The sequence below is a fragment of the Paenibacillus solanacearum genome (assembly GCF_910593845.1).
Classification (GTDB): Bacteria; Bacillota; Bacilli; order Paenibacillales; family NBRC-103111; genus Paenibacillus_G; species Paenibacillus_G solanacearum.
In genome coordinates this window covers 204,717-230,730 of sequence record NZ_CAJVAS010000001.1, presented here as the reverse complement: position 1 = coordinate 230,730, position 26,014 = coordinate 204,717, and the positions used below count along the sequence as shown (strand labels likewise).

At 53.7% G+C, this 26,014-nt stretch carries 24 protein-coding genes; all 24 read right to left on the bottom strand.

Translation table 11 applies throughout. The annotated features are described in order from the left end of the window. Positions 1 to 99: 99 nt before the first annotated feature. Positions 100 to 537 carry a PTS mannitol transporter subunit IIA gene (locus KXG62_RS00955; RefSeq protein ID WP_218090025.1) on the bottom strand — a complete coding sequence of 146 codons (438 nt, stop codon included), beginning with the start codon at positions 535 to 537 and terminating at the stop codon, positions 100 to 102. 52 nt (positions 538 to 589) lie between these two features. After that, positions 590 to 2,026, bottom strand: coding sequence for a PTS transporter subunit EIIC (locus tag KXG62_RS00950; RefSeq protein ID WP_218090024.1), 1,437 nt, complete (start codon positions 2,024 to 2,026; stop codon positions 590 to 592). Between the two features lie 187 nt (positions 2,027 to 2,213). Next, on the bottom strand, positions 2,214 to 3,221 hold the full coding sequence (locus tag KXG62_RS00945) for a galactitol-1-phosphate 5-dehydrogenase (RefSeq protein ID WP_218090023.1): 1,008 nt from the start codon (positions 3,219 to 3,221) through the stop codon (positions 2,214 to 2,216). 77 nt (positions 3,222 to 3,298) lie between these two features. Beyond that, positions 3,299 to 4,066 carry a glycerophosphodiester phosphodiesterase family protein gene (locus KXG62_RS00940; protein WP_218090022.1) on the bottom strand — a complete coding sequence of 256 codons (768 nt, stop codon included), beginning with the start codon at positions 4,064 to 4,066 and terminating at the stop codon, positions 3,299 to 3,301. Between the two features lie 167 nt (positions 4,067 to 4,233). Beyond that, on the bottom strand, positions 4,234 to 5,529 hold the full coding sequence (locus KXG62_RS00935) for an ABC transporter substrate-binding protein (protein ID WP_246627240.1): 1,296 nt from the start codon (positions 5,527 to 5,529) through the stop codon (positions 4,234 to 4,236). Between the two features lie 35 nt (positions 5,530 to 5,564). After that, a complete protein-coding gene (locus KXG62_RS00930; RefSeq protein ID WP_218090021.1) occupies positions 5,565 to 6,398 on the bottom strand; it encodes a carbohydrate ABC transporter permease in 834 nt (277 codons plus the stop codon). 35 nt (positions 6,399 to 6,433) lie between these two features. Then, positions 6,434 to 7,312 carry a carbohydrate ABC transporter permease gene (locus tag KXG62_RS00925; protein WP_218090020.1) on the bottom strand — a complete coding sequence of 293 codons (879 nt, stop codon included), beginning with the start codon at positions 7,310 to 7,312 and terminating at the stop codon, positions 6,434 to 6,436. Continuing rightward, on the bottom strand, positions 7,305 to 8,357 hold the full coding sequence (locus tag KXG62_RS00920; protein WP_218090019.1) for an ABC transporter ATP-binding protein: 1,053 nt from the start codon (positions 8,355 to 8,357) through the stop codon (positions 7,305 to 7,307). The genes KXG62_RS00925 and KXG62_RS00920 overlap by 8 nt, the downstream gene beginning before the upstream one ends. Positions 8,358 to 8,504: 147 nt before the next feature. Beyond that, positions 8,505 to 9,167, bottom strand: coding sequence for a ribulose-phosphate 3-epimerase (rpe, locus tag KXG62_RS00915; protein ID WP_218090018.1), 663 nt, complete (start codon positions 9,165 to 9,167; stop codon positions 8,505 to 8,507). A 310-nt stretch (positions 9,168 to 9,477) separates the two neighbouring features. After that, entirely contained in the window at positions 9,478 to 10,272 is a 795-nt protein-coding gene (locus KXG62_RS00910) for a DeoR/GlpR family DNA-binding transcription regulator (protein ID WP_246627239.1), read from the bottom strand. A gap of 312 nt (positions 10,273 to 10,584) precedes the next feature. Then, positions 10,585 to 11,346 carry a DeoR/GlpR family DNA-binding transcription regulator gene (locus KXG62_RS00905; RefSeq protein WP_218090016.1) on the bottom strand — a complete coding sequence of 254 codons (762 nt, stop codon included), beginning with the start codon at positions 11,344 to 11,346 and terminating at the stop codon, positions 10,585 to 10,587. Between the two features lie 317 nt (positions 11,347 to 11,663). Further along, positions 11,664 to 13,121 carry an MDR family MFS transporter gene (locus KXG62_RS00900; protein ID WP_281426598.1) on the bottom strand — a complete coding sequence of 486 codons (1,458 nt, stop codon included), beginning with the start codon at positions 13,119 to 13,121 and terminating at the stop codon, positions 11,664 to 11,666. A 392-nt stretch (positions 13,122 to 13,513) separates the two neighbouring features. Continuing rightward, positions 13,514 to 14,914 (bottom strand): sulfatase family protein, encoded by a 1,401-nt coding sequence (locus KXG62_RS00895; RefSeq protein ID WP_218090015.1) that lies wholly within the window; start codon positions 14,912 to 14,914, stop codon positions 13,514 to 13,516. Between the two features lie 57 nt (positions 14,915 to 14,971). Then, a complete protein-coding gene (locus KXG62_RS00890; RefSeq protein WP_218090014.1) occupies positions 14,972 to 15,772 on the bottom strand; it encodes a sugar phosphate isomerase/epimerase family protein in 801 nt (266 codons plus the stop codon). A gap of 37 nt (positions 15,773 to 15,809) precedes the next feature. Then, a complete protein-coding gene (locus tag KXG62_RS00885; protein WP_218090013.1) occupies positions 15,810 to 16,799 on the bottom strand; it encodes a Gfo/Idh/MocA family protein in 990 nt (329 codons plus the stop codon). 147 nt (positions 16,800 to 16,946) lie between these two features. After that, complete coding sequence (locus KXG62_RS00880) at positions 16,947 to 18,899, bottom strand: ABC transporter substrate-binding protein (RefSeq protein WP_218090012.1); 1,953 nt, start codon at positions 18,897 to 18,899, stop codon at positions 16,947 to 16,949. Positions 18,900 to 18,931: 32 nt separating this feature from the next. Next, positions 18,932 to 19,861, bottom strand: coding sequence for an AraC family transcriptional regulator (locus KXG62_RS00875; RefSeq protein ID WP_218090011.1), 930 nt, complete (start codon positions 19,859 to 19,861; stop codon positions 18,932 to 18,934). A gap of 134 nt (positions 19,862 to 19,995) precedes the next feature. Further along, positions 19,996 to 20,820 carry a sugar phosphate isomerase/epimerase family protein gene (locus KXG62_RS00870; RefSeq protein ID WP_218090010.1) on the bottom strand — a complete coding sequence of 275 codons (825 nt, stop codon included), beginning with the start codon at positions 20,818 to 20,820 and terminating at the stop codon, positions 19,996 to 19,998. Further along, the gene (locus KXG62_RS00865) at positions 20,820 to 21,287 is read right to left on the bottom strand and encodes a hypothetical protein (protein ID WP_218090009.1); all 468 of its coding nucleotides are present in this window, start codon (positions 21,285 to 21,287) and stop codon (positions 20,820 to 20,822) included. Before KXG62_RS00865 ends, KXG62_RS00870 begins: the two co-directional genes overlap by 1 nt. Then, positions 21,262 to 21,669 (bottom strand): hypothetical protein, encoded by a 408-nt coding sequence (locus KXG62_RS00860; RefSeq protein WP_218090008.1) that lies wholly within the window; start codon positions 21,667 to 21,669, stop codon positions 21,262 to 21,264. Before KXG62_RS00860 ends, KXG62_RS00865 begins: the two co-directional genes overlap by 26 nt. Beyond that, positions 21,666 to 22,685, bottom strand: coding sequence for an ABC transporter ATP-binding protein (locus KXG62_RS00855; protein ID WP_218090007.1), 1,020 nt, complete (start codon positions 22,683 to 22,685; stop codon positions 21,666 to 21,668). The genes KXG62_RS00860 and KXG62_RS00855 overlap by 4 nt, the downstream gene beginning before the upstream one ends. Then, positions 22,672 to 23,736: an ABC transporter ATP-binding protein gene (locus tag KXG62_RS00850; RefSeq protein ID WP_246627237.1), complete on the bottom strand. Its 1,065-nt coding sequence runs from the start codon at positions 23,734 to 23,736 to the stop codon at positions 22,672 to 22,674. The genes KXG62_RS00855 and KXG62_RS00850 overlap by 14 nt, the downstream gene beginning before the upstream one ends. Before the next feature lie 12 nt (positions 23,737 to 23,748). Next, on the bottom strand, positions 23,749 to 24,903 hold the full coding sequence (locus KXG62_RS00845; RefSeq protein WP_218090006.1) for an ABC transporter permease: 1,155 nt from the start codon (positions 24,901 to 24,903) through the stop codon (positions 23,749 to 23,751). Further along, complete coding sequence (locus KXG62_RS00840; RefSeq protein ID WP_218090005.1) at positions 24,900 to 25,898, bottom strand: ABC transporter permease; 999 nt, start codon at positions 25,896 to 25,898, stop codon at positions 24,900 to 24,902. Before KXG62_RS00840 ends, KXG62_RS00845 begins: the two co-directional genes overlap by 4 nt. Positions 25,899 to 26,014: the final 116 nt, after the last annotated feature.

Below are 26,014 nucleotides of genomic sequence, written 5' to 3'. Positions count from 1 at the left end.
ATCAGAACATTCAGTATTTCAATGAAATGAAAGTGTGATTTTGTCACGAATACTGTGGACATCATTTATTATTTGACCCGGCTCCGAAATGAACGGCTTTCACCCGTCTACTTCTCCGTCAAAGATGGAAATGATTTCTTCGGCAGTAGAAGCCTTTATCAATCGATCCAAGTTATCGTCATCAGCGCAAACCGTCGCTACGTTCGTTAACATTTCGAGATGGTCATCACTTGCCGAGGCGATACCGACGAGTATGTATGCCTTCTCTCCTTCCCCAAAGTCAATGCCGTCGGCAAACTGTACAATGGACAGCCCCGTTGAACGAATGAGCTTTCTGGCTTCGTTCGTACCATGTGGTATCGCCAGACCCCCTCCCATATAAGTGGACAGCAGTTGTTCCCTCTCGATCATTTTGTCGATATATTCCTCTCCGACGTGTCCGGCATCGACCAGCAATTGACCGGCTATCCGAATCGCCTCGAATTTGTCCTTTGCGCTTGCTTGCAGCTTCACCTTGTCCAAAGATAGTATGCTCACGGCATGTCTCTCCTTCTATCTATTTTTCTTAGTGCAAACACGATCGCATCCTTCACCCGGCATGTTGGTTTTTGAGACGGTTGATCAAATCGTCATATGCGGGGCTTTTAAGAAAATGATCAATGGAAATATGCTCAGCGTCCGGGACCATAAGCCTGGCCCTGTCCGTAAGCGATTTCTGTGTAATGACCAAATCGACGTCCTTCGGAATGTCACTGATCGCCGTATTCGTGACGGAGGCCACGACACCCGCTTCTTTCATTTTTTTCCTAAAGATGGAGGCCCCCATCGCGCTGGACCCCATCCCTGAATCACAAGCGAATACAATTTTGTTTATTGCCGTCTGCAGTACGACACTGCTCGAAGAAGCAGCCTGCTCCAGCTCCACCATACCGCTTAGGCCGGTCATCCCTTGGCCTAGGTTTTCCGGCAAGTCCTTATCCGCAGCGGACGCCTGCTCACGGTTGGCTGCCAAAATAACCGCCGCAGTGGAAAATGAAACAACGGTCGCCGCCAAGATGCCGGCTAGCGCCGGAATCAGCCCCTCTTTGGTGCTCAATGCAACGTAAGCGATGATACTCCCTGGTGAGGGCGCTGCGGTGAAACCCGCATCGAACAGCCAGAAGGTGAATGAGCCCGCCACCCCGCCTGCGATCAGAGCTGCGATGAGACGCGGCTGCATCAGAATAAACGGAAACGACGTCTCATGTACTCCGCCTATTGCATGAATCACCGCTGCTCCTCCTGCGGATCGTTGCAAATGACCTTTCCCTAACACGCTATAAGCGAGTAAGACACCAAGACCGGGACCCGGATTGGACTCCAGCGCGAAAATCATGGATTGACCGGATTGGGCCGATTGAATATAACCGATCGGATTCAGTATACCGTGGCCAACCGCATTGTTTAGGAAAAGAACTTTAGCCGGCTCAACGAGGATGCTCAGCAGCGGTAGAAGTCCGGTGTCGATGAGAACTTGGGCACCGGCAGCCAAACCGCTGTGGATCGCCGCAAGAACGGCTCCGGCACCTGCGATGCCAATCAACGCCATCACGGCTCCGACGATTGCTGCGGAGAAGCTGCCAATGAGCATTTCTGACCCCGGGCGAACTTTTCGTTCTACGAGTTGATCAAGCTTCTTCAATACCATTGCGGACAATGGGCCTATGATCATCGCTCCCAAGAGCATGGAAACCGTCGAGTCTATAATAACGCCCATCGTCGCTATCGACGCGACGACGCCCCCGCGCGAACCATGAATCATTTGCCCGCCTGTGTAACCAACGAGAATAGGCAGCAGGAAAGTAATCATAAGGTGAAGCAGCTTGGCAAAATGTTCATTGGGGAACCAGCCTGCCGGAGCAAATAATGATGCAATCAGTCCCCATGCGATAAACGCTCCGATATTGGGCATCATCATGCCGCTCAATAAACGGCCTAAGCGTTGTACGGTGACCCGGGTATCACCGGGAAGCCGCTTCCTATGCATTGCTTTCACTACAATTTCCTCATTTCATTCGTATGCTCGCTAGCGCTGCCTATTGGATGCGTTGTAAACACTTACATATCCATATCGTATATCAGAAATAGCGGCATGACAACGAAATGAAAAAACGATTTCGTCATCAATGCTGTCGACAACATTTTAGTTATAACGAACTCACCCACCCGTACATTTAAATATGATTCACATACATGACCTTTACGGTAAATTCGCTGCGATCGCGAATCATCTTAAGCGCTTCGCCGATGCCTTCAATTGGCACGCGGTGTGTGATCAGCGGAGCAAGACGCAGCTTTCCCGAGGCGATAAAGTCAAGCACAAGCTTCCATTCATTGAGCGGCAGATTCGCATAATATGAATTCCAGGTACCGATGATCTTAAGATTTTTACGAAGAATTTCCCAATAGCCTTTTTGGGTCAGTGTCATCTCCCCTGCGGGATTACCCATCAGTACAATTTGACCAAACGGACGGGTCGTATGCATTGCGTTTTCCAAAGATACGGAGCTGCCCGCACCTTCAATCGTTACGTCTGCGCCTCGGCCGCCCGTTCGCTCGCTCACCCAGGCTCTCACATCGGAAGCGACGGCATTGCATGTGTTGGCTATGCCAAGCCCGCGCGCAAACGCCAGCTTCTCTTCATCGATATCGACGAGCAATGTTTGGCCTGCCCCCCAAATGTCGGCCCATTGAGCCAACATGAGTCCGATGGGACCCGCCCCATAAATGAGCACCGTATCGCCGATGCCTACACCGGATTGCCGCAGGGCATGGACAGCGACAGCCGCAGGCTCAACCATAGCCGCTTCTTCATAAGATACGCCCTCAGGCATCAACAACAAATTCCATTGGGGCACTTTCATATATTCGGCAAAAGCTCCGTCGCAGCGCGAACCCATATAATTGTAATTTTCGCATAGCGCATATTCCCCAATCTCACAAGCGCTGCAGCAGCGGCAAGGAAGCAGCGGGAACACCGCTGCCCCTCGGCCGATAAGCGACTCGTCTACGCCTTCGCCTACCGCTTCGATTTCACCGGCAAACTCATGCCCAGGCACCGTCGGGAACGAATACGTTCCTTTCGAAAAAACGCGTGGAATATCGGAACCGCATATGCCGCACGCCCGGACCTTCAGGAGCACCTCCCCCGGACCCGGTAGCGGCTTCGCCCTGGTCTCCATCCGAATGTCTCCGATTGCGTGTAACGGCCAAGCCTTCATCTTCATCGTTCCCTTCTATCATGCTATCTGCTAACCGGTTATACACGATCTGCGATTTGCTTCCTGATCTTCATTGCGGGCAGCGGGTTGTTGCAAGTCAATAATGTAACGCCGCAGCCTAATGCATAGTGAACCTGTCTAGCGTCATCCGTACTGTAGCAGCCAACGACAAGCCCCATCCCCTTATACTCTTCTGCCAATGGGGGCGTCAACAGCTTCAAGCTGATCCCAATGGACCACATTTTGGAATAGGTTCCGTTTTCGCCTGCAACAAAATTCGACATCTGCTGATCGGGAAAGCCCTGTGTTTTCAGTTGATGCGTATCGTGAATGTACGTAATTACCGCAGCGTCAAAGCTGGTAAACAAACAACGCGAAATCAAGCCGTATTCCTTAAGCATGGCTATGGCCTTGTCGGCAATTTCCATGGCATCGATGCTTGGCTTAATCTCTACATTAAAGAGTACATCGGGATAGGAGAGCAAAAGCTGGCAAAGCTCGTCAAAGGTCGGGATTTTGAGTCCTTCAAAAGGTTTGCCAAACCATCCTCCGGCATCCAGCCGTTTGAGCTGCTCCGCCGTAAAGTCGCTTACTTTACCGGTGCCGTCGGTTGTTCGGTCCACGGTTTCGTCGTGTATCACCATGATGACCCGATCCTTGGAATAACGGAGGTCGAATTCTAGCACATCGATTCCCATTTGGAGCGACTCTTGAAACGCGAGCAGCGTATTTTCCGGATAATCAGATTTGTATCCTCTATGCCCGACCAGAAGTATTGAGCTATTGTTGCGGAGACGTTCAATCATGTGCTAACCGTCCTTTCCAGACGTATATATTGGTCACAACCACCGATCCCAGCGTAATACTATCACGCAGCACTTCATTGATATATGTTACGAAGAAAGCAGGCCGGCAATCCATGAATTAAACAGCCGGCTATTCCACATAGCCGGCATCGGGAATGTTATTATTATTACTTTCCGCTCATCAGGCGTTCAGCTTCTTTTTTGAAAGTCGTCAATGTGGCTTGAATATCGTTGTTGTCGTACATAATCGCCTGCATGGCTTTACGGAACTCTTGGTTGACGCCTGGCCAAGCAAGATGCTTATTCGTATCTATTCCATACTGCAGTTGATCGTAAGCAACCTTACGGTTAGGTTCCTTGGCAAAAAGGGCTTTCATTTCCGGTGACTCTACCATTTTCTTCGTGAAAGGCAAGTATCCGGTATCGATGATGAACTGCTGTCCGCCTTTCGGATCGGTCATCAGCCAGTTGATAAACTCCCAAGCCGCATCCTTATGCTTAGATCCCGATAACATCGCAACGTTCGCTCCGCCTGTAGGATTTGCATAAACGTCGTTTTTAGGCAGGTAGGCGGTAACATAGTTGAATTTCACGGTCTGGCTGAACTTTCCGATATTGCCCGTTGACTCGAAGAGCAGACCGATCTTCCCATCCATAAACATCTGGCCTACAATGTTGCCGGAATCTTTGGCAGCCGGATAATACAAGGCGCCGCTTTTTTGAAGATCTTTCAAATAATTAAACACTTTAACGCCTACGCCATTATCGTAAAATCCGATAGACGTTCCCTGATCATTAAAGTATTTGCCTTTTGACTGGGTTATCATCGCAAGCACATACCAATCGTCGAATGGCATGGAAAGACCTTGACGCTTAAAGCTACTGCCATCTTTAATAACCAGCGCATTGGCCACCTGCTTCAACTCGTCCCAGTTCGTAGGCACTTTAAGCCCCATCTCGTCCAGCATCGTCTTGTTTACATGCATAATCGGTGTTGAACGGTTAAAGGGAAGCGTAACCAGTTTCTTATCGAAGGTGGAGTGACCCATAAGTCCAGACACAAAATCATTGCTGCTTAGATTGGATTTCTTCATAAACGGAGTCAGGTCTTCCAGCACGTCGGCATCCGCAAACAATTGTACGTAAGAACGCTCCAGCATGGTGACATCCGGTGCTGTTTTAGCTGGGATCGCTTGCTGAAGCTTGGTTACCACTTCATCGTATGCACCCTGAAAGGTACCGACAACTTCAATATTCGGGTGGGTCTCATTGAAACGTTTGATCATCGCATCGATATATTCGCCATTTTTACCGCCCATCGAGTGCCAATACTCTACGGTTACTTTGCCTCCGCCTGCTGCATTCCCGCCTGCCGACGGCTTTTCCGACTGCGAATCTCCGCAGCCTGCAAGCGCGCCGAGCGCCATTGTACATGCCAAAAGAACCGAAACTTTTTTCTTCACGATCGATTGCCTCCCTTTTTTTCACAAATACTTCGTTACTTAATCCCTGAATACACGAACGCCTTCACAATTTGCTTGGAGCAAAATATATAAACGATAAGAATCGGAACAACCAGCACGACATTTCCGGCCATGATAATATTCCAGTTGCTGATGCCTTCAGTCATCCTGAGCATTGCTATCCCAATCGTGAGCGGGCGAATCGATGCCGAATCGGTCATAATGAGCGGCCAGAAATAATCGTTCCAGTGGCTAACAAAGCTGAACAGCGCGATGGTCGCAAGCGCCGACTTCGACATCGGAATCATGATGTTCCATACCACTTTTAACTCGCTGGCGTTATCCAGCTTCGCCGCTTCCAGTATTTCTTCCGGAATTTGCATGAAATATTGGCGCAGCAAGAAGATGCCGAACGCGTTCGTCATGAACGGGATAATTTGCGGCAGCAGCGTCCTGCCGATTCCCCAGTCCGCCATCATTAAATAAACGGGTATGAATGTGACCTGGCCGGGAATCATAAACGCCAGCAGGACCATGCCGAACAATACATTTTTCCCTCTGAATTTATATTTGGCGAACGCGTACGCAGCCGGAATCATTACCAGCATTTGGATCACAATAATAGAAATCGTGATAATGACCGAGTTTTTCCCGTACGTCAGGAACGGCCCTGAATTCATCGCATCCGCAAAGTTGACCCACTGAGGCCATGCCGGCACGAGCGTCGGCGGAAACGCCATCGTTTCCTCGAATGTCTGAAGCGAGGTGGATATCATCCATAGAAACGGGACGATAAATATCATCAATACGACCGTTTTTAGGATCATCTCCACCACCGAGTTCGCGGAACTCCATTCAAAAGTCTTCAAGTCTGGACTCCCCTTTCCTTGGTTACGCAGGCCGCTTATTGATAATGCACCCGTTTGGACAATACCCGGAAATAAACAAAGGTCAAGATTCCGATGATCGCCATTAGAATAACGCCCGTGGCAGCCGAATAACCAATATTCGTCGTCCGATATTCATAAATGTAGTACACGAGTGTCGTTGTCGCGTTGTTCGGCCCGCCGCCCGTCATCACCTGTACCGTATCGAACACTTTAAAAGAGCCGATCGTCATAATAATCAGGATGAAGAACAACTGCGGCGAAATCAGAGGAATCGTAATCTTCGTGAACACCTTGAATTTGCTCGCATTGTCCAGCGCCGTCGCCTCATAGATCGTAGGCGGGATGCTTTGCAGCGCAGCAACGATGATCAGCGTATAGTAACCGATGCCGTGCCATACCGATACGATAATAACCGAGATCAGCGCCGTCTTGGAGCTTTGCAGCCACTGGGAAGGCGGCAGCCCGATTACCTTAAGCACATAGTTGAGCAAGCCTTGGTTCGGTTCCATCAGCCACAGCCAGACGAGCGCAATCGATACGATCGAAATGATGTGCGGCGTAAAGATGCCGGCCTGTACGAACGCGTTGAACTTTTTCTGTTTGACCAGCCAAAGCGCCATCAGCAGGGAAAGCAGTAAGGTCAGAACAACGACGCCGACCGTGTAGAGCGCCGTGTTCCCGAACGCCTGATAGAAATCTTTTCGACTTAAAATTTGCGTGTAATTGTCCAGCCCGATAAATTTGCTTTTCGCCTTATTCAACAGGTTGTATTTATAGAAGCTCAAATAAATCAAATAAATGACAGGATACATCACGAACAACCCTATGCCGATCATAGCCGGAGCCGTTAACAAGTACGGACGAATCTTTGCCCATAAGGTGTTTTTATCCATGATGCTGCCCTCTCAGTGCCTCCATATAATAGAGGAAGCTGCTGTGGCTTTCATGGATGCGCTGCTCATTCGCTCCGAAGAAGAACAGTTTGGCCGCATCAACGCCGACGTATACCTCTTGGTCGACGCTAAACCGGTCTTCGATGCATTTGATCATGAAAGCGTGCTTGTCGGATTTCACCTGGTACAGCGTTTCCGAGCCCAGCATTTCCCGGGTCGCGATCATGCCCTGAACCGAATAATGGAAGTCGCCGGGTTCATGAGACAATACGGCACCCTCGGGACGGAAGCCGAACCTGACACCGTCTACCCCCAAGTCTCCTACATTCATCGGCGGAACGCCGATAAACTGGGCGGCGAACAAATTGTTCGGCTGCCGGTAAATCACATCCGGCGGAGCCTCCTGCTGAATCACGCCTTGATTCATAAGGACGATCGTATCCGCCATGGACATCGCCTCCACCTGATCATGCGTAACGTAGACGAAGGTGGTGCCTAACTTCTTATGCAGCTCAATCAACTCAATCCGCATCTGCGCTCTCAGTTTCGCATCCAGGTTGGACAGCGGTTCGTCCATCAGAAACACCGACGGCTTCTTGACCATGGCGCGGGCCAGTGCGACGCGCTGGCGCTGACCGCCGGACAATGTAGACGGCTTACGATCCAGGTAATTGCCCAAGCCTACCGTAGCGCTGATGCTTTCGACAAGCCGAGTGCGTTCTTCATTGGGCACCTTGTTGTTTTTCAATCCGAATTCAATGTTTTCACGGACCGACATCGTAGGGTAGATGGCGTAGTTTTGGAATACCATGGCCACCCCTCTTTGTCCGGGCGGAATCCGCGTAACGTCTTTGCCGTTAATAAGCACCTGACCTGACGTTTGCGGATCGATCCCCGCGATCATGCGAAGCAGTGTCGTTTTACCGCAGCCTGACGGACCTACCAGCACGGTAAATTTGCCGTCTTCAATTTTCAAATCAAGATCTTTAATTACTTCCTGCTTATCGAATGATTTCGTAACTTTTGCAAACTGTATCGATGCCAAAAAACTCCCTCCCCGTGCTTCATCTGATCTTTAAAGCGCTTACAATCACTGCGAAGTTTGCAGCTTTTACCACACTCCATAGGGATGCTTCCGACTACAGTTATCGTCACATGAAACATCCTTTCCCGGTGGGTTGGAATGAATCCGCTATTGATGACAAAATTGTCTTAATCGGGTTACAGCCAGCTCCAGGTTGACGTCTTGCATAAACAAACTCGACGTTCCGCAGACCAGCATGGACGCTCCCTCCTCCATCACCCGAGGAATGGTTGCATAGCTGATATTTCCATCCACTTGAATGGATATGTCCATATGGCTTGCCTGAATCTTGGATTTCAAATCGGCTATTTTGCCGAGCGCACTCGGGATAAACTTCTGTCCGGCAAATCCAGGATTGACTGTCATTAAACATACATAATCGATACAATCCATAACATAGTCCAGAATGCAAAGCGGGGTTGACGGGTTTAAGGCTACGCCCGCTTTCAGTTTGTGATCCCGAATGGATTGCAGCACTCTCTGCAAGTGTGATTTCGATTCCGCATGCACCGAGATCATGTCCGCCCCCACATCGGCAAACATATCGATAAATCTGTCCGGCTCTTCCACCATCAAATGCACATCGAACGGTTTGCTTGTATAGGGACGCACCGCCTTCAGCATGTCGGGCCCCATCGTAATGTTGGGAACAAACCTTCCATCCATAATATCAAAGTGGAAAAAGTCGACGCCGCCCTGATCCAACGTTTGAACGGATTCAACGAGCCGTCCTAAATCGGCACACATTAGAGAAGGACCTATCATTTTCATTAGCAACACCTCATTATGTCTGTTTCAAACAAAATAAAGTCTTTATTTCAAATATATTTATTTTTGAAATCAACTTTATACCAAGAGTATACATTCACATATATTTGATTTCAACATATTTTATGATTTATCTGGCATGTATTTTGTTTTCGCAGTCTGACGGTCGCGTTTCGGACATCTGTATTCTGCACAATGGCTTCGTACTTTTCGCACGATCGGATGGACTCGACAAAGAAAAACGCCTCCTGCACCACATAGCCTGTGGAGTTGAAGGCGTCTTTTATATGAAAAATAACTGTATTATAAAAGATCAATGAACGATTACCATATTGACATTGCTTGATTCCATTTCTTTTAACGCTTCGGGCGGCATGTTATTGTCCGTCACCACCATATGAATTTCCTCGAGTCCGATTAATCGGACCAGGGACTTCCTTTGGAACTTGCTGCTGTCGGCTAACAAGATGAGCTGATCCGAGATGTCAGCTATGTTTTTCTTTAATTGGGCATGAGCCTCATACGGCTCGCTGACGCCTCTTTGCAAATCAAAGCCCTGGCATGAAAAAAAGAACTTGTCCGCATGGTACCCTTCCACCATTTTTTCGGCGGGAGAGCCGGTATTGCCGAGCGAGTGGCGGTCCAAATAACCGCCGATCAAAAAGATTTGGATATTGTTTTTTTTGACCAGCTCGTAAGCAATCGCAACGGAGTATGTGATGACGGTAATTTCTTTGTTAGGGAGATTTTTGGCCATCTGCAAGCATGTCGTGCTGGCATCAAGAGCAATCACTTCCCCGTCTTTGACAATCGATGCCGCGTACTCGCCAATCGCCTTTTTTGCATCCAACTGAATCAACTCGCGCTGCAGCACCGGCAGCTCCGGGCCTTCCTTTCGATTCAGCACGGCGCCGCCGTGTGTCCGAAGCAGCATCCCTTCGCTCTCCAGCCGTTCCAAATCGCGGCGGATCGTCTCCTCCGTAACTCCGAATCTTTTACTCAATTCAGACACACGGACAACGCCTACATCTTCCAGCAGATTTAATATTTCTTTTTTACGGTCGTTTCCGGCTAATGACTCCACTTTTTTGGTTGTATTGATTTCCACCAACTTCACCTGACCTCTATAATCCATATGTAATTCTTTGCTCAGCAATGTCGTAATATCCGATTACCAAGTCGTATATTTTAATTATTTTACTTTAACTTCATGTAAAGGGCAATGCCGCTTCTGTGTTTCATGATAGGTAAGGTGGCGGGAATAACCCCCATATATACTGGGAGCTCATTTGTTAAACTCGAACATATGAGGAGTATAAAGATAAGTATCCGCGGGGAGTAAGAATGGAAACTATTATTCGTGTTTTGCAAGATATAGCGAAACATATGATGTCGTGGGTCTGGGTTTCACGAGGCAGCTTCAATCTGCGTAAACAACTTCGAAATCTTTGTTTTCCAAAACAACTGACTCTTCCTCGAGCAGTTCTTTATCGGTTATTAACATATGGACATCCTCCAAACCGATCAAGCGAATCAGCGATTTTCTCCGGAACTTGCTGCTGTCGGCAGCCAAAATCAGCTGGTCTGATATGTTCATTATCTTCTTTTTCAGACGTGCATGCGTTTCGTACGGCTCGCTTACTCCTCGTTGGTGATCAAATCCTTGACAAGAAAAGAAAAATTTATCGACGTGGTACCCTTCCACCATCGCTTCTGCAGACATTCCCGTTATGGCCATCGAGTCCCCGTCGAGGTTCCCACCCGTTAAAATAAGCGATATATTATGTCTGGTGATTAATTCGTTTGCAACAGCAAGCGAATAGGTTAACACAGTTAAGGGCATGTCGGGTAAATGCTTGGCGATTTGCAAACAAGTCGTGCTTGCGTCCAGCGCAATGATTTCTCCTTCTTCGACCAACGAGGCCGCGCATTTGCCGATTGCCTGCTTTTGCTTCAGGCGCATGGATTCCCTCAGAAGCACTGGGGGTTCAAAGCCTTTATCCCGCTGACTCAACACAGCACCGCCATGCGTGCGTACGATGAGTCCTTCTGATTCAAGCCGATCCAAATCTCGCCGGATCGTTTCCTCCGTTACGCCGAATCGTTCGCTCAGATCGCCGACCCGAACCGTCCCGCTATGCTCAAGTATTTGAATAATTTCTTTTTTTCTATCTACCGCCACACCGTTTCACCTTTCATACTTGTTTTCTTGTGCCTTCATTTTTTCAGCTAATATTATGAAGAAACGGGCCGCGGTTGTCCTTCGTCTTCATCATCCGAATCGAAGCCGTTTTATTACAAAACACTATATAATATTCTCTTGGTTCCTGCAACTTATCATCCGGGTTGATCATGAAACGTGGCAAACCATATGGCACAATTGCAAACAAGCACCCTTGCGATAGATGCGCATCAAAACGAAAAAAAGCGTTGGCAGTACGGCAGCACTTTATGGATAATTCTCTGCCGTCTTGCCTTCGCTTTTTATATCAATCAAGTCTATCCGTTTGCTTGCGCCACTTCCGTACGTTCAGATGATAGTACCTCATTCTTCAAAAACCAGCAGACAAAAAACGCCAAGATGACAAATACGAACGAGATCGAGAACATGCTCTGGAACGATTGAGCGAAAACAAGCTTCACTTGCGTGACGAGCTCTGCCGGCAATCCCGGCGGGATCCCACCGGTCTCCACATGGTCGAGCGTGCCCGGCGGAAGCTGTCCGCTCAGATCGGCCACGCCGGTGCGGATGTGATTGGACAACAGGCTGCCGAAGACGCTGAGGCCGATCGTCGCCCCGAGCGACTGAATCAGCTGCACCGTGGACAAGGCGATGCCGCTGTCCTTCTTGTCGACCGACTCCTGAACGATCAGGTTGTCACCGCCGAACAAGGCGCCAAGCCCGATGCCGAGAATGAGAAAGCTGGCGACGATATACAGGACGCTCGTCTCGACATGAATCCTCGACAGCAGCCAGAAGCCGACGACCGGCAGCGTGAACGAGACGATGAACAATTTGCGGTACGCAACCCGCGTAATCAGAAATCCGTTCAATATGCTCGCCGGAATCGCGCCGGCCATGAACGCCAGCGTCAAGTAACCGGAAGCGGTCGGCGTCAGCCCCATCACGTTCTGGGCAAAAAACGGAAACGCCGCAATGCCGCCCATGATGCCCAGCATCAGTGTAAATACGAGCACGGAAAGCACGACGACATTCCGGTTGTAGAACAGATGCAGCGGAATGATCGGTTCCTTCGCTCTCGATTCGATGCGGATCAGCAAGGCGAACAGAAGGCAGGACAGCACAAGCAGCGCAAGGATAATCGGGGACTTCCAGGCATAGCCCTGATTGTCCACGAGCACCGGCGCGAGCAGCAGCGACAGCAGTGCAAGCACAAGCGTCGAAGCACCCGCCCAATCGATGGACCGCTTCTCCTCTCCCCTCGATTCGCGCATGCCTGCGGCAAGAACGGCCGCGGCGACAAGACCGACGGGGATGTTGATCAGAAACACCCAATGCCAATTCACGTGGCCGACGAGATAGCCGCCGACCGTTGGTCCGAGCAATTGCGGGATGATCATCATCGGGCCGAACAAGCTTTGAATCTTGGCCCGCTGCTCCAGCGGATAGGTCTCCCCGATAATGACGAGGGCGAGCGGCATGAGTCCGCCGGCGCCGATGCCTTGGATGCCGCGGCCGATCAGCAGCACGGCCATCGAAGGGGCAAGGCCGCTGACGATCGAACCGGCGATAAACAGCGCCATGCAGCTTAAATATACACGTTTGCGTCCATACAAGTCGGCGAGCTTGCCGAGGATCGGCATGAACATCGTCACGGCAAGCATGTACACTCCGGCTACCCAGCCATACAAGGGCAAGCCATGCAGTTCGCGGATGATCGTAGGCATTGCGGTCGACACGATCGTCTCGTCGAGCTCCGCAAAAATAAGACCGATGATCAGCCCGGTAAGTACGAGCGTTTTGTTGTTTCCTTTGTTAATGGGAATTCACCTCTAATCGATAAATATGCCTTGCGGCAGACATCAAGCAGTATATGACGTCATTGTAAACTGAATTTAAACGGCTGCCGCATTTATATAAAATTACATAACCCGCGCCCCATTTCAAAGGAAAAAACAGTTATACCCGTCCTGTCCGGAACGGTCCGCCGCTTACGAAATGCCAAATAAGGCAAATCGGCAAAAAAATAGAGCCGCGAGAGCTCTATTTTTCGCAAAAGTGATGGACGCGCATCGGCAGAGGCCCGGCTTCCCGGTCCGTCCAGGGAACAGGCCCTGTAGCGCCTGATCCAATCCCGATTCTCCGGGCCTAGCCTAGCTTCCACGCGTTATTTGTTTACTTGCTCCTTGCCCGCCTTCGCCTGAAGCGACTGCGCGGTTTTCGGCGATCCGATATACAGCGCGTCGTAAGCCTGCTGCGACGATTGGAACGGTCCGCCGCCTTTGCCGTGCCAGTCTTCATTCATGTACATCGGATTAGTGCGGCCCGTCTCGGCTTCCCGCTTCGCGATATGCGCCTGCATCCGCGACTCCAGCATCGCCACGATTTCGGGTTCTTCCTCCGCGACGTTGCGCAGCTCCTGCGTGTCCTTGATCAGATTGTACAGCTCGATCTCCGGCTTAAAGTGAAAATCCGGTTCAAGCGCATGAATCAGCTTCCATTCCGGCGTGCGCCAGCCGTGCTTGCGCATCCACGTGCATTCCGTGATGTAGAACTCCGGCTCGCGGGCCCGCTCCCGCCCTTCCAGCAGCGGCTGCAGGCTTCGGCCGTTGAACGGGATATCCGTCTTGATCTCGAGCAGATCCAGAATCGTCGGCATAATGTCTTTGATTTGACTGTAGTCGGAAACACGCTTGCCGGCCGGAACTTTGCCGGGGTATTTGAAGATCAGCGGCACGACGAGATTCGTTTCGTACAGGCCATGATGATCGTAATAGCAATCATGCTCGTTCAGCGTCTCTCCGTGATCGGAAGTGACGACGATCAGCGTTTCTTCTTCGATGCCGAGCGCTTCGACCGTCGTCAGTATGTTCTGAATGCACGCATCCATGTAGGCGATCGCGCCGTCGTACTGGGCGTCGATATAGTCCGAGTCCGTGCAGCCCTCCGGGAACCATGACGCGAAGTAATCGCGGAACGGTTTGAAGTCGTACAGTCCCTTCAACGATTCGTTATCCGGATCGCGCTCGTTTCCGTCATAGAACATTCTCTCGTACGGCCGGGGCGGCAAATACGGCGAATGCGGATCCATATGGCGCAGGAACAGGAAGAACGGCTGATCCTCCTGCGCGAGCCGCTTCAGCTCCGGGATCGCGACGGTGTTCAGGTTCTCCGCCTTGGGACTGCGGCCCGTTTCGTTCGGTCCCCATCCCTCGAAATTCATATATTTATGAAAGCCGCGCGACGACGGGTTGCCGGTGAATCCGATGCATGTCGTATTGTAGCCGCTGTCGCCGAGCACCTCGGCGAGCGTGGCCACATGGCTGCCGAGCGGGCCTTTATGCCGCAGCGCGACAACATCGGAGCCGAAGCAGTCCATCCCCGTCAGCATGGAAGCATATCCCGGCGTGGTCGGCACGCTCGGGCTGAAGTGATTCTCGAACAGCGCCCCGCCCTCCGCAAGCTTGTCGATGTGCGGTGTCGTCAGGCGGTGATAGCCGTAGGCGCTCATATGATCGCGGCGTAAACTGTCGATGCCGAATAGCAGCAGGTTCGGTTTCTTATTCATCGTCATTGCCCTTTCTGTACGGATTTCGAAACATTCGGATGCATGCTCCCCGCCGCATTACCTTGCGCCGAGCCCTTTGAGGCATGCATTCAAGTAGCCGTAGCTTTCGGCGGCCACGATGGACACCTCGGCCAGCGAATGTCCTTTCGCGCCGATCACTTCGAGGCAGACCGGGCCTTCGTATCCGCCGTCGACCATCGCCTTGCAGTAAGCCGCCAGATCGATGTCGCCGCGTCCGCATGCCTGATTGGCGATCGGACCAGGACCCGACGTTCTCCCCTTGCAATCGCGGATATGAATATGCTTCACGCGCGACAACACCTGCGGAAGCGCTTCCTCCGGATTCTCATTGCCGCGGTAAATATGGCTCGGGTCCATGTCGATCCCGAATGCCGGCGATGCAATCTCCCGCATGGCGCGCAGCGTGGTCGGCGTATTGTAGATCGCATTGCCCACATGCGCCTTGACGCACAGCGTCACGCCGTACGATTCCGCCTTCTCCGAGAGCCTGGCGAGCTTCTCGATGGAAGCTTGCAGATCCTCTTCGATGTCCGATTTGCCGCCCGGCCCGACATTGATGACGGGGATGCCGATCTCCGCGCCCGCTTCAAACGCGCGAGTCAGCCGCGCTTCGTCCAGCGACGCAACCTCCATCGATAGAAACTGCACGCCGTGATCGCTGGCGATCTGCCGGAACTCCGCAGCCTGCTTCTCCCATTCGTCGAGCACCAGATGCTCGCACATCCCTTTGATCGCCGATACTTCTACGCCGTCATAGCCGCTTAATGCGATATGCTTCACGGCCGTCGCAAAATCAAACTCCTTGAACAGCACCGTGTTCACGCCCAGCTTGATCATCTTTTCCCCTCCATTGCCCGTATGGTTTACGCTAAGCCTATAGCTCCACGATTTGGCCGGTTTCCCATGATTGAATCGCGGCCTCGATAATCATCTGCACCTTCAGCGCGTCCTCACCCGATCCATTGATTTGATCGTACGGTACGCCCGCATCAAGCTGGTTGATCCAATCGCCGATCCGGCTCTTGAACGTCTCCGGGAACGAGCGCATGCCGCCGAGATAGCTGTACGTTTCCGTCTCGATGCTGGTTCTCGGGTAGAACGTCAAATGCTCGCAGGCATCCTCGAGAACGAAGCGCCCTTTCGAGCCGACCACCTCGCACAGCTCCAGACCGTAGCTTTTGCCCGCGTCGTAGCTGCCGACCAGGTTGCCGATCGCGCCATTCTCGAACTGCAGCAGCACCTGCGTGTTGGACCAGATCTTGCGGCCTTCGCCTTTCATCATAAAGGCCGCAACCTTCTTCACATCGCCGCAAAAGTACCGGATGACGTCGAAGGAATGCGGGTGCAGCGCGCGCAGATGAAACCACGGCGAGGTTTCGACCGGATTGTTGATCCACATCCGCATGTTGATCATATGCAGCTGGCCAAGCCGTCCGCTTTCGACCCATTCTTTTGCGCGCAGCGCGGCCGGGGTGAACCGGTGGTTCAAGTTGACGGCATATGGAATTTGCTTGCTTCGCGCCAGCTCCACCATTTGCTTGCCTTCCTCGATCCGGTTCGAGATCGGCTTCTCGCCGAGCACCGGAATGCCCGCTTCGAGCAGCTCCATCGTCGGCGCGAAATGCTCGCCGCCGTTCTCCTCCCCTTTCGTGCATACGCTCACGGCATCGAGCTTGATGCCGCTATCGAGCATTTCCTGCACGCTATAGAACGCCCTTGCGCCAAATTTCTCGGCAGCCGCATCCGCCTTTTGCTTCACAATGTCGCACACGGCGACCAGCTCGGTCTTCGGGTGATCCTTATAGACATTCGCATGAATGCTGCCGATGTTGCCGACGCCGACGACGCCAACCTGAAGTGCCATCTTCCTTCTCCTCCTTTGATTGAAACCGCTTTATCCTTTGAGCTGAGCATCGCTTCCCGCATGCCTTCATTGTAGCAGTCTCTTGCGCCGGGCTCATGGCCTATTGCGCTAAGTTCATGTCGGATTCGGACATCTTCGTCCCGGCGGTCATGGTTTGAAAAACCACTGCTCGCCGGCAAAATTGCTGGCGATCCCCCAGCCCTTATCCGAGAAATTACCGATACGGGAATGGACCGCAACCGGCAGCACGATATCCTCGGCATGAACGAAGTACCATACATTTTTCCCGAGATTGGCCCGAATTTCATCCCGCTTCTTCTCGGCCTGCTGCAGCGACACCTCGCGCAATTCGAAGATCGATTCCAAATACGCTTTCGCTTCCGCCGGCGGCTCTTCCCCTTCCCGACCCCCCGTATTCCACCATCGATCCCAGAGCGGAGCCCAGATGTTCTGACCCCATTCCTGGCGAGACCACTGCACCGGCCCCGGCGTGAACATGATCGTCGCCTTCAGCTCGTTGGCCTTGTTGCGGGTGTCCCACAGCGCCGAATCGATTTGCTTTAAGGTCACGTCGAGCCCGAGCAAACGCCACTGCTCGGTCACTACCTGGCCTAATTTGATGAAGTCCTGATTGCTGGACGAAATTTCGAACGGAATCGTGAATCGTTTGCCGTCGGGACCGATGCGGAACCCGTCCGCGCCCTTCGTCATGCCCATGGCGTCGAGGATGCGGGCGGCTTCCTTCAGGTCGAACGTCGTATCTTGAATCGGCGAGGGCTTCGCCATGCCGAAGAAGACCGTGTCGACGATCTCCTTCTTGTTGAGCGCCAGGTTAAGCGCCTTGCGGAATCGAACATCCTGCACCACTTGGCGCCAGACCGGGTCGTTATACGTCAAATTGAGCTGAATATCGTTCGCCGTCCGATGCAATTTCGTCAAGTAGAGCGTATATCCGCCCTTCTTCTCCTGCTCTTTGAGCAAGGGCAGCTTCGGGATCGTTACATATTCGTAGCTATGGTCGATTTCGCCGGACATGAGCTTCATGATGACCATCTCCACGTTCTGCACGAGGCTGCTTCGCAGCTTGTCGATGTAAGGCAGCTGCTGCCCGGCCGCATCGACCTTGAAGTAATACGGATTGCGCTCGAACTCGACCGTATCGCCCGCTTTCACCTGCATATAGGGAGTCAGCACCGGAAAGCCGACCGCCTGCGGATGCGTGATCTCCGTATTGATAATGTCCTTCAAGTGAAACAGATTGGCCCAATCGCCCGGCTGAAAGCCCGCTTCCTTGATGAGCGGCTGCAGCTTTTCCGGCGGCGTGTATTTGGCGTGGAACTGCTGCAAGTAGTGCTTCGGCTTCAGCAGGTCGTTATAGCCTCTCCAGCTCTGTACCGCCAGCTGCATCAGGAATCCGCCGTACGGCTTGTCGAAGCTGATTTTGAACGTATAGTCGTCGATGACTTCAAACTTCATCGGCGCCCCGGCCGAATCGGCGGCGCTCTTCAGCCATGGCGGCAGACCGCCGGGCGTCAGCTCGCTATTCGACAGCACGTCCTCGACGGCAAACTTCACATCCTCCGTCGTCACCGGCTGCCCGTCGGACCATTTCAAGCCCTCTCTCATGTAAAAGGTGAACTGCTTCTGATCGTCCGAAACGATATAGCTTTTCAATACGTTGCCGGTCACTTCATTGCCGAGCAGCCCGGGCGTATTGACGAGCGGTTCGTTCTCGATAATGAATACTGTATTGTCCGTGTTCACGTCTGTTCTTGCCGTCCGCAGCGTCCCGCCGTAGCTCCCGATCTGATAGGAGAGCAGCTCGGGCGGCATTTCGTTGGTCAGCTTCGGCTCCTTCGGCAGCCGCTGCGCGACGTCCGGCAGTCCCTTGCCGTCGAGGAACGGGGCCTGCTTCCACCCCGTCCCGGCTGCGGCCGAAGGAGCGATGCCCGGAGCGGTTGGAGAAGGACTTGCCGCCCCCTCCTTCCCGGGTACCGGAACCGGCCGGTCGTGAGCCTGCTCGGCCGGCTCGCGGCAGCCCGCCAGCATCGCGCCTGCCAGCAGAACGGTCAACGTCGCAAAGGCCATCCTCTTCTTCATCCGTCCGGTACCCTCCACATTCAGCTCCCCCTCTACGTCGGGCTGTGATGGCCGCCGGTTCGCGCCGGCAAGTGGTGCTCGCGGTATTTGCCCGGCGAGCAGCCGACAAGCCGCTGGAACAGCCGGCTAAAAAAGGCAGGGTCGTCATAGCCCACTTTCCCGGCGATCGTAATAACCTTCTCGTCGGTTTCCTCCAGCAAAATCTTCGCTTTATCGATACGGATGTGATGCGCCGCTTCAATGACGGTCATGCCCGTTTCTTTTTTGAAGATACGGTTGACTTGCCGCGTGCTGACGTTGAACAATTCGCAGATCGACGGCACCGACACCTTCTTGTCGTAGTACCGCTCCAGATACCCGCTGATGCGGCGGACGATCAGCTGATGCTCGCTTTCGCGCTGCGGCTTGGGCCCGCTCATGACGTCCTGCTGCCCGTAATACCGCGACAGCAGGATCAGCAGCTCGACCAGTTGAATGCGAATGAGCGTCGAATAGCCGGATTGCCGCCGGTCGTTTTCCTGGATCATGCCCTCGAGCAGCACCAGCGTTCGCGACGCATCCTGTCCGCGCAAGTTCAACCGGTGATGGAACCGCTCCGTTGTATTCAGGAACGGGTGCACATAAAAGTAGTCCATCGATTGGGAAATGCCCAGCTCCCGCAGCCAGCTCTCCTGAATGAGCTCCGGCAGGAACAGGCAGTTAATAATTTCAAGCCGCTTGCCCGGCTCGATCCGGTAGGCGTGAACTTCATCGGGATTGATGATGAATACGTCTCCTGCGCGAATATTGTAACATTCCCCTTCGAACACATGCTCCGCTTCCCCGTAGACGATATAGACCAGCTCGATAAAATCATGCCGGTGCGCGGAAGGGGTGTTCGCATGGTCATGAAAGTAACGGCGTATCCAGAACGGGAACGCCGCTTCTTTCATAAATTGACTGCTCGTTAATTTGAATTCCACCGGATTCGCCTCATTCCAACCGTAAGATTACACCGGAAGTCCGGAAGCGGTCTTCCCGCGTCGGTCCTGATGCCATAACTGCAATGCCGTTCGCGCGAAGGCGCGAATGATTCATATGAAAGCCGGCCGGCGCTTTAACGGCTCAGCTTGTCGGCCGCCAGCACACGGTCGCGTATTTCGCAAAAATTATCGGCGGTCACGTACTCCAATATAAACGGAACGCCTTCGGTATACGTATGATATAGCTTCAAAAATACCGGCCAATCGATATCCCCGTCGCCGACCGCCCGGCCGTAAGCGTCGTTTACTTTGCGGTCTTTCCCATGAAAGTACGCAATATGCGGCGCTAAATAGCGGAACATGTCTTCCTCCGAGCTGTTGGCGATCAGATTGGCGGGATCGAGCAGCACGCGCACCCGGTCCGAGCCGACCTCCTTGATGAAATCGGCGGTCCGCTTCGCGCTGGGCACAACATCGAGCACGCACGGCTCCAGCGCGACATGCACGCCATAGCGCTCCGCCATCGCCGCCAGCCGCCTGAAGCTGTCGACCAGCCGCTGGTAAGCGGTCTCATAACGGTCCGCCTGGACGCCCCGCGCCCCTTTCACGAAGCCGCATTCCGTTGCGACGTATGGGATCCCGTTGAGCGCCGCAATCTGCATATGCCGCTCGAAATAAGCGAGGTTGCGCTCCCATTCCTCATCATCCGGCTCCAGCAAATTGGTGAATACGCCGAGCGAAGGCACCGACACGCCTTGGCTTCGATACGTCTCCACAATCTCCTTGCTACGCGCGTCGGTCAACTCCGACAAGTCGGATCGACCGTTATATACCCAGTAATTCGAATCGGTCTGGGAAAAGCAAAGCTCCGTCCATGCAAACCCGTTCGTCGCGATCAGCTCCGCCGCCTCCCGATTCGTAAGCTGCCGAAAGCTGCGCGACACGACGCCAACATCCATCACAACCGCTCCTTTCCGCGATTCCGCTTCCTACTCGAATAATACCGTGCAAGGCATACGAGCGCCGTTCCGACGACCGCCTCTGCGCCCGCCATAACGAATTGCAGGCTCGTATACCTTATTATACCAATTGCCGGCGGAATGAGGTGGCAAAAAAATAGTAAAAGCACCTGAATCCCGGTGAACAGCATGACCGTGCTCCACAGTGTCTGACGCTCGGCGCGCCTCGCGTAGTTGTGCTGGACATACAGGACGAATGCCAGCCACAGCATGCCGAGCAGCAAAAAACTGAATTGATCGATCGCCCGCCATGACCAGCGGCTGATTGAGCTGCTTGCCACCAGCGTCATCAGCATTTCCCGCAGGACGACCCAGTTCAGCAAGCCGAGCGCTCCGGTGAAGGCGCTGAGCAAGTAAGCGGCGATGACGAGCAGCCTCTTCCTATTGTGATCCGGCAGGCTGTTCATGACAAGCTCCTCCCCATTGCCCGCGGATACGCGACAGATCGGCCAGCAGCGTCCGGCGTGTTTCTTCATCCTCCACCAGCCTCGTCGTCCGCACATAGCCGATGAGCCGGTCCAGCTTGCGTATCGATTTCCGTGCCGCCCTGTCGTCCGCCGCCGCTATCGTTCCTGCTCCCTCCGTACGCGGGGCCCGTCTGACTGCCGCAAGGCTGTACGAGGAAGCCCATTGCTCAGGCACTTGCTCCGTGCGGAGAATTTGTTCGAGCAGCTCGTGCTTCGACCCGATATACGCTCGCATGAGCCGGGTCATGAACCAGCTCGTCGCAGCCATCATCGCAAAGAGCAGGAGCAGCGACGCCGTCAAGATCGCAACGATGGCGGTCATTGCGTGTGCACCCCTTGCAGTTCAAGCTCGCCGGCCAAATGGCAGGCCACGTAATGGTCTTTGCCGACCTCGGTCCATTCCGGCGCCTTCTGCTTGCATAGTTCGGTGGCGTATTTGCAGCGCGGGTGGAAGTAGCAGCCGGACGGCGGATTCGCCGGATTCGCCACCTCGCCTTCCAATATAATGCGCCTGGATTTGGCTCGCGGATCGGGAACGGGCTTTGCCGACAGTAGCGCTTCGGTATACGGATGCTTCGGCGTGTTGAACAGGGCGTCGGTTTCTGCCATCTCCACCATTTTGCCAACGTACATGACCCCGACGCGGTCGGAAATATGCTGGATGACGCCCAGATCATGCGAGATGAACAAGTAGCTTAAGTTCAGCTGCTCCTGCAAGTCCTGCAGCAGGTTCAAAATTTGCGCCTGCACCGAGACGTCGAGCGCCGATACCGCTTCGTCGCATACGATGAACCTTGGATTGGTCGCCAGCGCCCGCGCGATGCCGATCCGCTGTCGCTGCCCTCCGCTGAACGCATGCGGATACCGCTCCAGATGCCGGCTGTTCAGCCCGACCATCTCCATGAGCCGCTTGACCCGCTCCCTGAGCTCCTCTCCCTTGGCGATGCCGTTGCACAAGAGCGGCTCGCCGATAATGTTCAGCACCGTCATGCGCGGGTTCAGCGACGAGTATGGGTCCTGGAATATAAGCTGCATATCCCTTCGAATCTTACGCAGCTGCTTCGGGTCGAGCGTCGTCAGCTCCACCGGATTGCCTTTGCGGTCCTTGAACCGCGCAGAACCTTCCGACGGCTCGATCGCCCGCAATATACATCGCCCGAGCGTCGTCTTGCCGCAGCCGGACTCGCCCACGAGTCCCAGCGTTTCGCCTTCGTTAATGTGCAGATGAATATCGTCGACCGCTTTAACGTGACCGACCGTGCGCTTCAGAAACCCTTTTTTGACCGGAAAATATTTTTTGAGCGACGTCACTTCGAGAATGCGGCTATTGTTCTCCATGCAAGCCTCCCACCTCTGCCGGCGTCCGTGCTTCGACGAGCAGACATCGTACGTAATGACCGTCCTTCACTTCGACGAGCGGCACGTCCTCTACGTTGCACAATCCGTCCTGCGCCCGCTTGCACCGGGAATAAAAGCCGCAGCCCTTCGGCAAATTCATCGGGTACGGCACCGTGCCCTCGATGGAATCGAGCCGTGCGTTGCGCTTGGCCACCGACGGAATCGAGTGCAGCAGCGCCTGCGTATACGGATGCAGCGCGCCGTAAAACAATGATTCGACGTCGGTATATTCCACCACTTTCCCCAGGTACATGACCGCCACCTCATCCGACATTTCGGCGATGACGCCAAGGTCATGCGTGATGAATATGACCGAGGTGCCGATCGTCCGCTTCAAATCGTTGATGAGCTGCAGCACTTGCGCCTGCACCGTCACGTCAAGCGCCGTCGTCGGCTCGTCGGCGATCAGAATCGACGGATTACAAGACAGCGCCATCGCGATCATCGCCCGCTGCCGCATGCCGCCCGACAGCTGGTGCGGGAATTCCCCGAACCGCTGCTCCGGATTGGACATGCCGACCTTCCGCAGCGTCTCGATCGCCATCCGCTTCGCTTCCTCCTTATTCTTCGTGCGATGGAGCATGATCGCTTCCACAATCTGATTGCCGATCGTATGGATCGGAGAGAACGCCTTCATCGGCTCCTGGAAGATCATGCTGATTTCTCCCCCGCGGATCGATCGGATCTCGGCGCCTTCCGGCTCCATGCGCGCCAGATCGACGACTTCCGTCTTGCCCTGCTTCCGTCGGCGCAGCTTGATCTCGCCTTCCACGGCCGCCGTCGTCGGCACGATCCGCAAAATCGACTGCGAGGTGACGCTTTTGCCCGAGCCGCTCTCGCCGACGATACCGAGCGTCTTGCCCGCCTTGATCTTCAAATCGACGCCGTCGACCGCCTTCAGCAGCCCTTCGTCCAGCCGGAAATATGTCCGCAAATTATTCACTTCCAGAATGACGTCGTCCTGTCCGCTCTTTGGTTCATGAACCATCATTGGTTGCCCCCTTTACTTGTAAGGATCGGCCGCATCCCGCAATCCGTCGCCGAGGAAATTGAACATGAGCACGGTGACGACGATAAAGGCGGCCGGCCACAGCAGCCAGGGATGATGGGCCAATGTCTCCAGATTTTGCGCCGATTGCAGCAGCACGCCCCAGCTCACGACCGGCGGCTGCAGTCCAAGACCGAGAAAGCTGAGCGACGTCTCCCCGAGAATGGTAGCCGGGATCGACAGCGTCACGTTGACGATAATATAACTGGCAAATGAGGGCAGCAGATGCTTCGTAATAATCCGCATATCGCTCGCCCCGGCCAGCCTCGCCGCCATCGTGAAGTCTTCTTCGCGCAGCGAAAGCATTTTCCCCCGCACGACGCGGGCAAGACCCGTCCAGCCGATGATCGACATGATCAGAATCATTCCGAAATAAATTTGCAGCGGCGTCCAATCCTTGGGCAAGGCGGCGGCGAGCGCCATCCAGAGCGGAATCGTCGGCTTGGAAATAAGCAGGTCGATGAGCCGCTGGATGATCGTGTCGGTGATGCCTCCCAAATATCCGGACAGCCCGCCGAGCAGCAGCCCCAGAATGAGCGTAAACACGATACCGATCAGCCCGAACGACAGCGAGATGCGCGCGCCGTACAATATTCTCGTGAACAAGTCCCGGCCCAGATCGTCCGTCCCCATCAGGAACAGCGGGCTCTTCGGGTCCTTCGTCCCGAACAAATGAAGGTTCGTCTCCAACAATCCCCAGAACTTGTACGTCTCCCCGCGCACGAACAGGTAGATCGGGAACTTCGTCGACGTGTCCTCCTGGAACGTTCGCCGGAACGTCTCCTTGTCGATTTGCTGCTTCATGTCGTAGACGAACGGCCGCAGGCTGAACCCGGTTTCCGGATCGACGAACCGGATTTGGGAAGGCGGCGCATTCTTATACTCGGTAAACCGTTCGAGCGGAAGCGACGGCGCGAGAAACTCGCAAAACGCCGCCATCAAATAAAGCGCAATCAGCACAATCCCCGCGATCATCGCCATTTTGTGCTTTTTGAACTTCCACCACATCAGCTGCCATTGGGAAGCGACCTCGTATGGGTCGGGATTCGCCTTCTCCGGCTCCGGCCTGCGCCTCAGCCCGGTTCTTATTTTTTGCAAGATCGCGCTCATTCCTGCACCCCTCCAAACCGGATCCGCGGATCAACGACCGCGAGCAGTATATCCGAGAGCAGTGTCCCGATCACGGTCAGCACGCTTAAGATGAGCAGAAAGCTGCCAGCCAGATACATGTCCTGAAACATTAATGCCTTGAGCAGGATCGGTCCGGTCGTCGGCATATTGAGCACGATGGAAACGATGGCTTCGCCGGAAATGATGCTCGGCAGCGTCCAGCCGATCGTACTGATCAGCGGATTGATCGCCATGCGCACCGGATATTTGAACAGCAGCCTGCGCTCCTCCACCCCTTTGGCCCGCGCCGTAATGACGTATTGATTCTGCAGCTCGTCAAGCAGCATGCCCCGGGTAACGCGGATCAAGCCGGCCGTTCCCGACATGCCGATGACGACGATCGGAAGCCAGATGCGCTGCATCATATTGACGATTTTGTCCCAGCTCCACGGCGCGTCCTGAAATTCCGGCGAGAACAGCCCGGTGATCGACAGGCCGGTATTGACGAACACCGCGTACACCAGAATGAGCGCGATTAGAAAGCCGGGAACGGCCAGGCCGATAAAGCCGATAAACGTAAACACATAGTCCAGAATCGAGTATTGATGCGTTGCCGAATAAATACCGATCGGAATGGCGACGACCCATACGAAGATGAGCGTCAGGACGGAGATCGCCATCGTCAGCCCGAGCCGTTCGCCGATCACTTGCGATACCGGCAAATTCCATTGAAACGACCGGCCCAAGTCGCCGTGCAAAATAATGTTCTTCATCCAAATGAAATACTGCATATACATCGGCTGATCCAGTCCGTACTGCTGCTTCAGGCTGATGATCGTCGAAGCGTCCACTTTCGATCCCGACAGCTCTAGCTGCTGGATATACGTTGTGAGAAAGTCGCCGGGCGGGAGCTGGATAATGACGAAGACAATGATGCTGATGGCGATCAGAAGCGGGATTAACTGGAGCACCCGGTGCCCGATAAAATGTAACATGCTGCGCTCATCCCCTTTTGGCCGGCCCGGCGCCGGGCAAAAAATCTCAGGCGGCCGCTCAACGCATGAGCCGCTGCCTGAGATCCTGCCCGCCGCCGGATGACGGCTATTCCCGT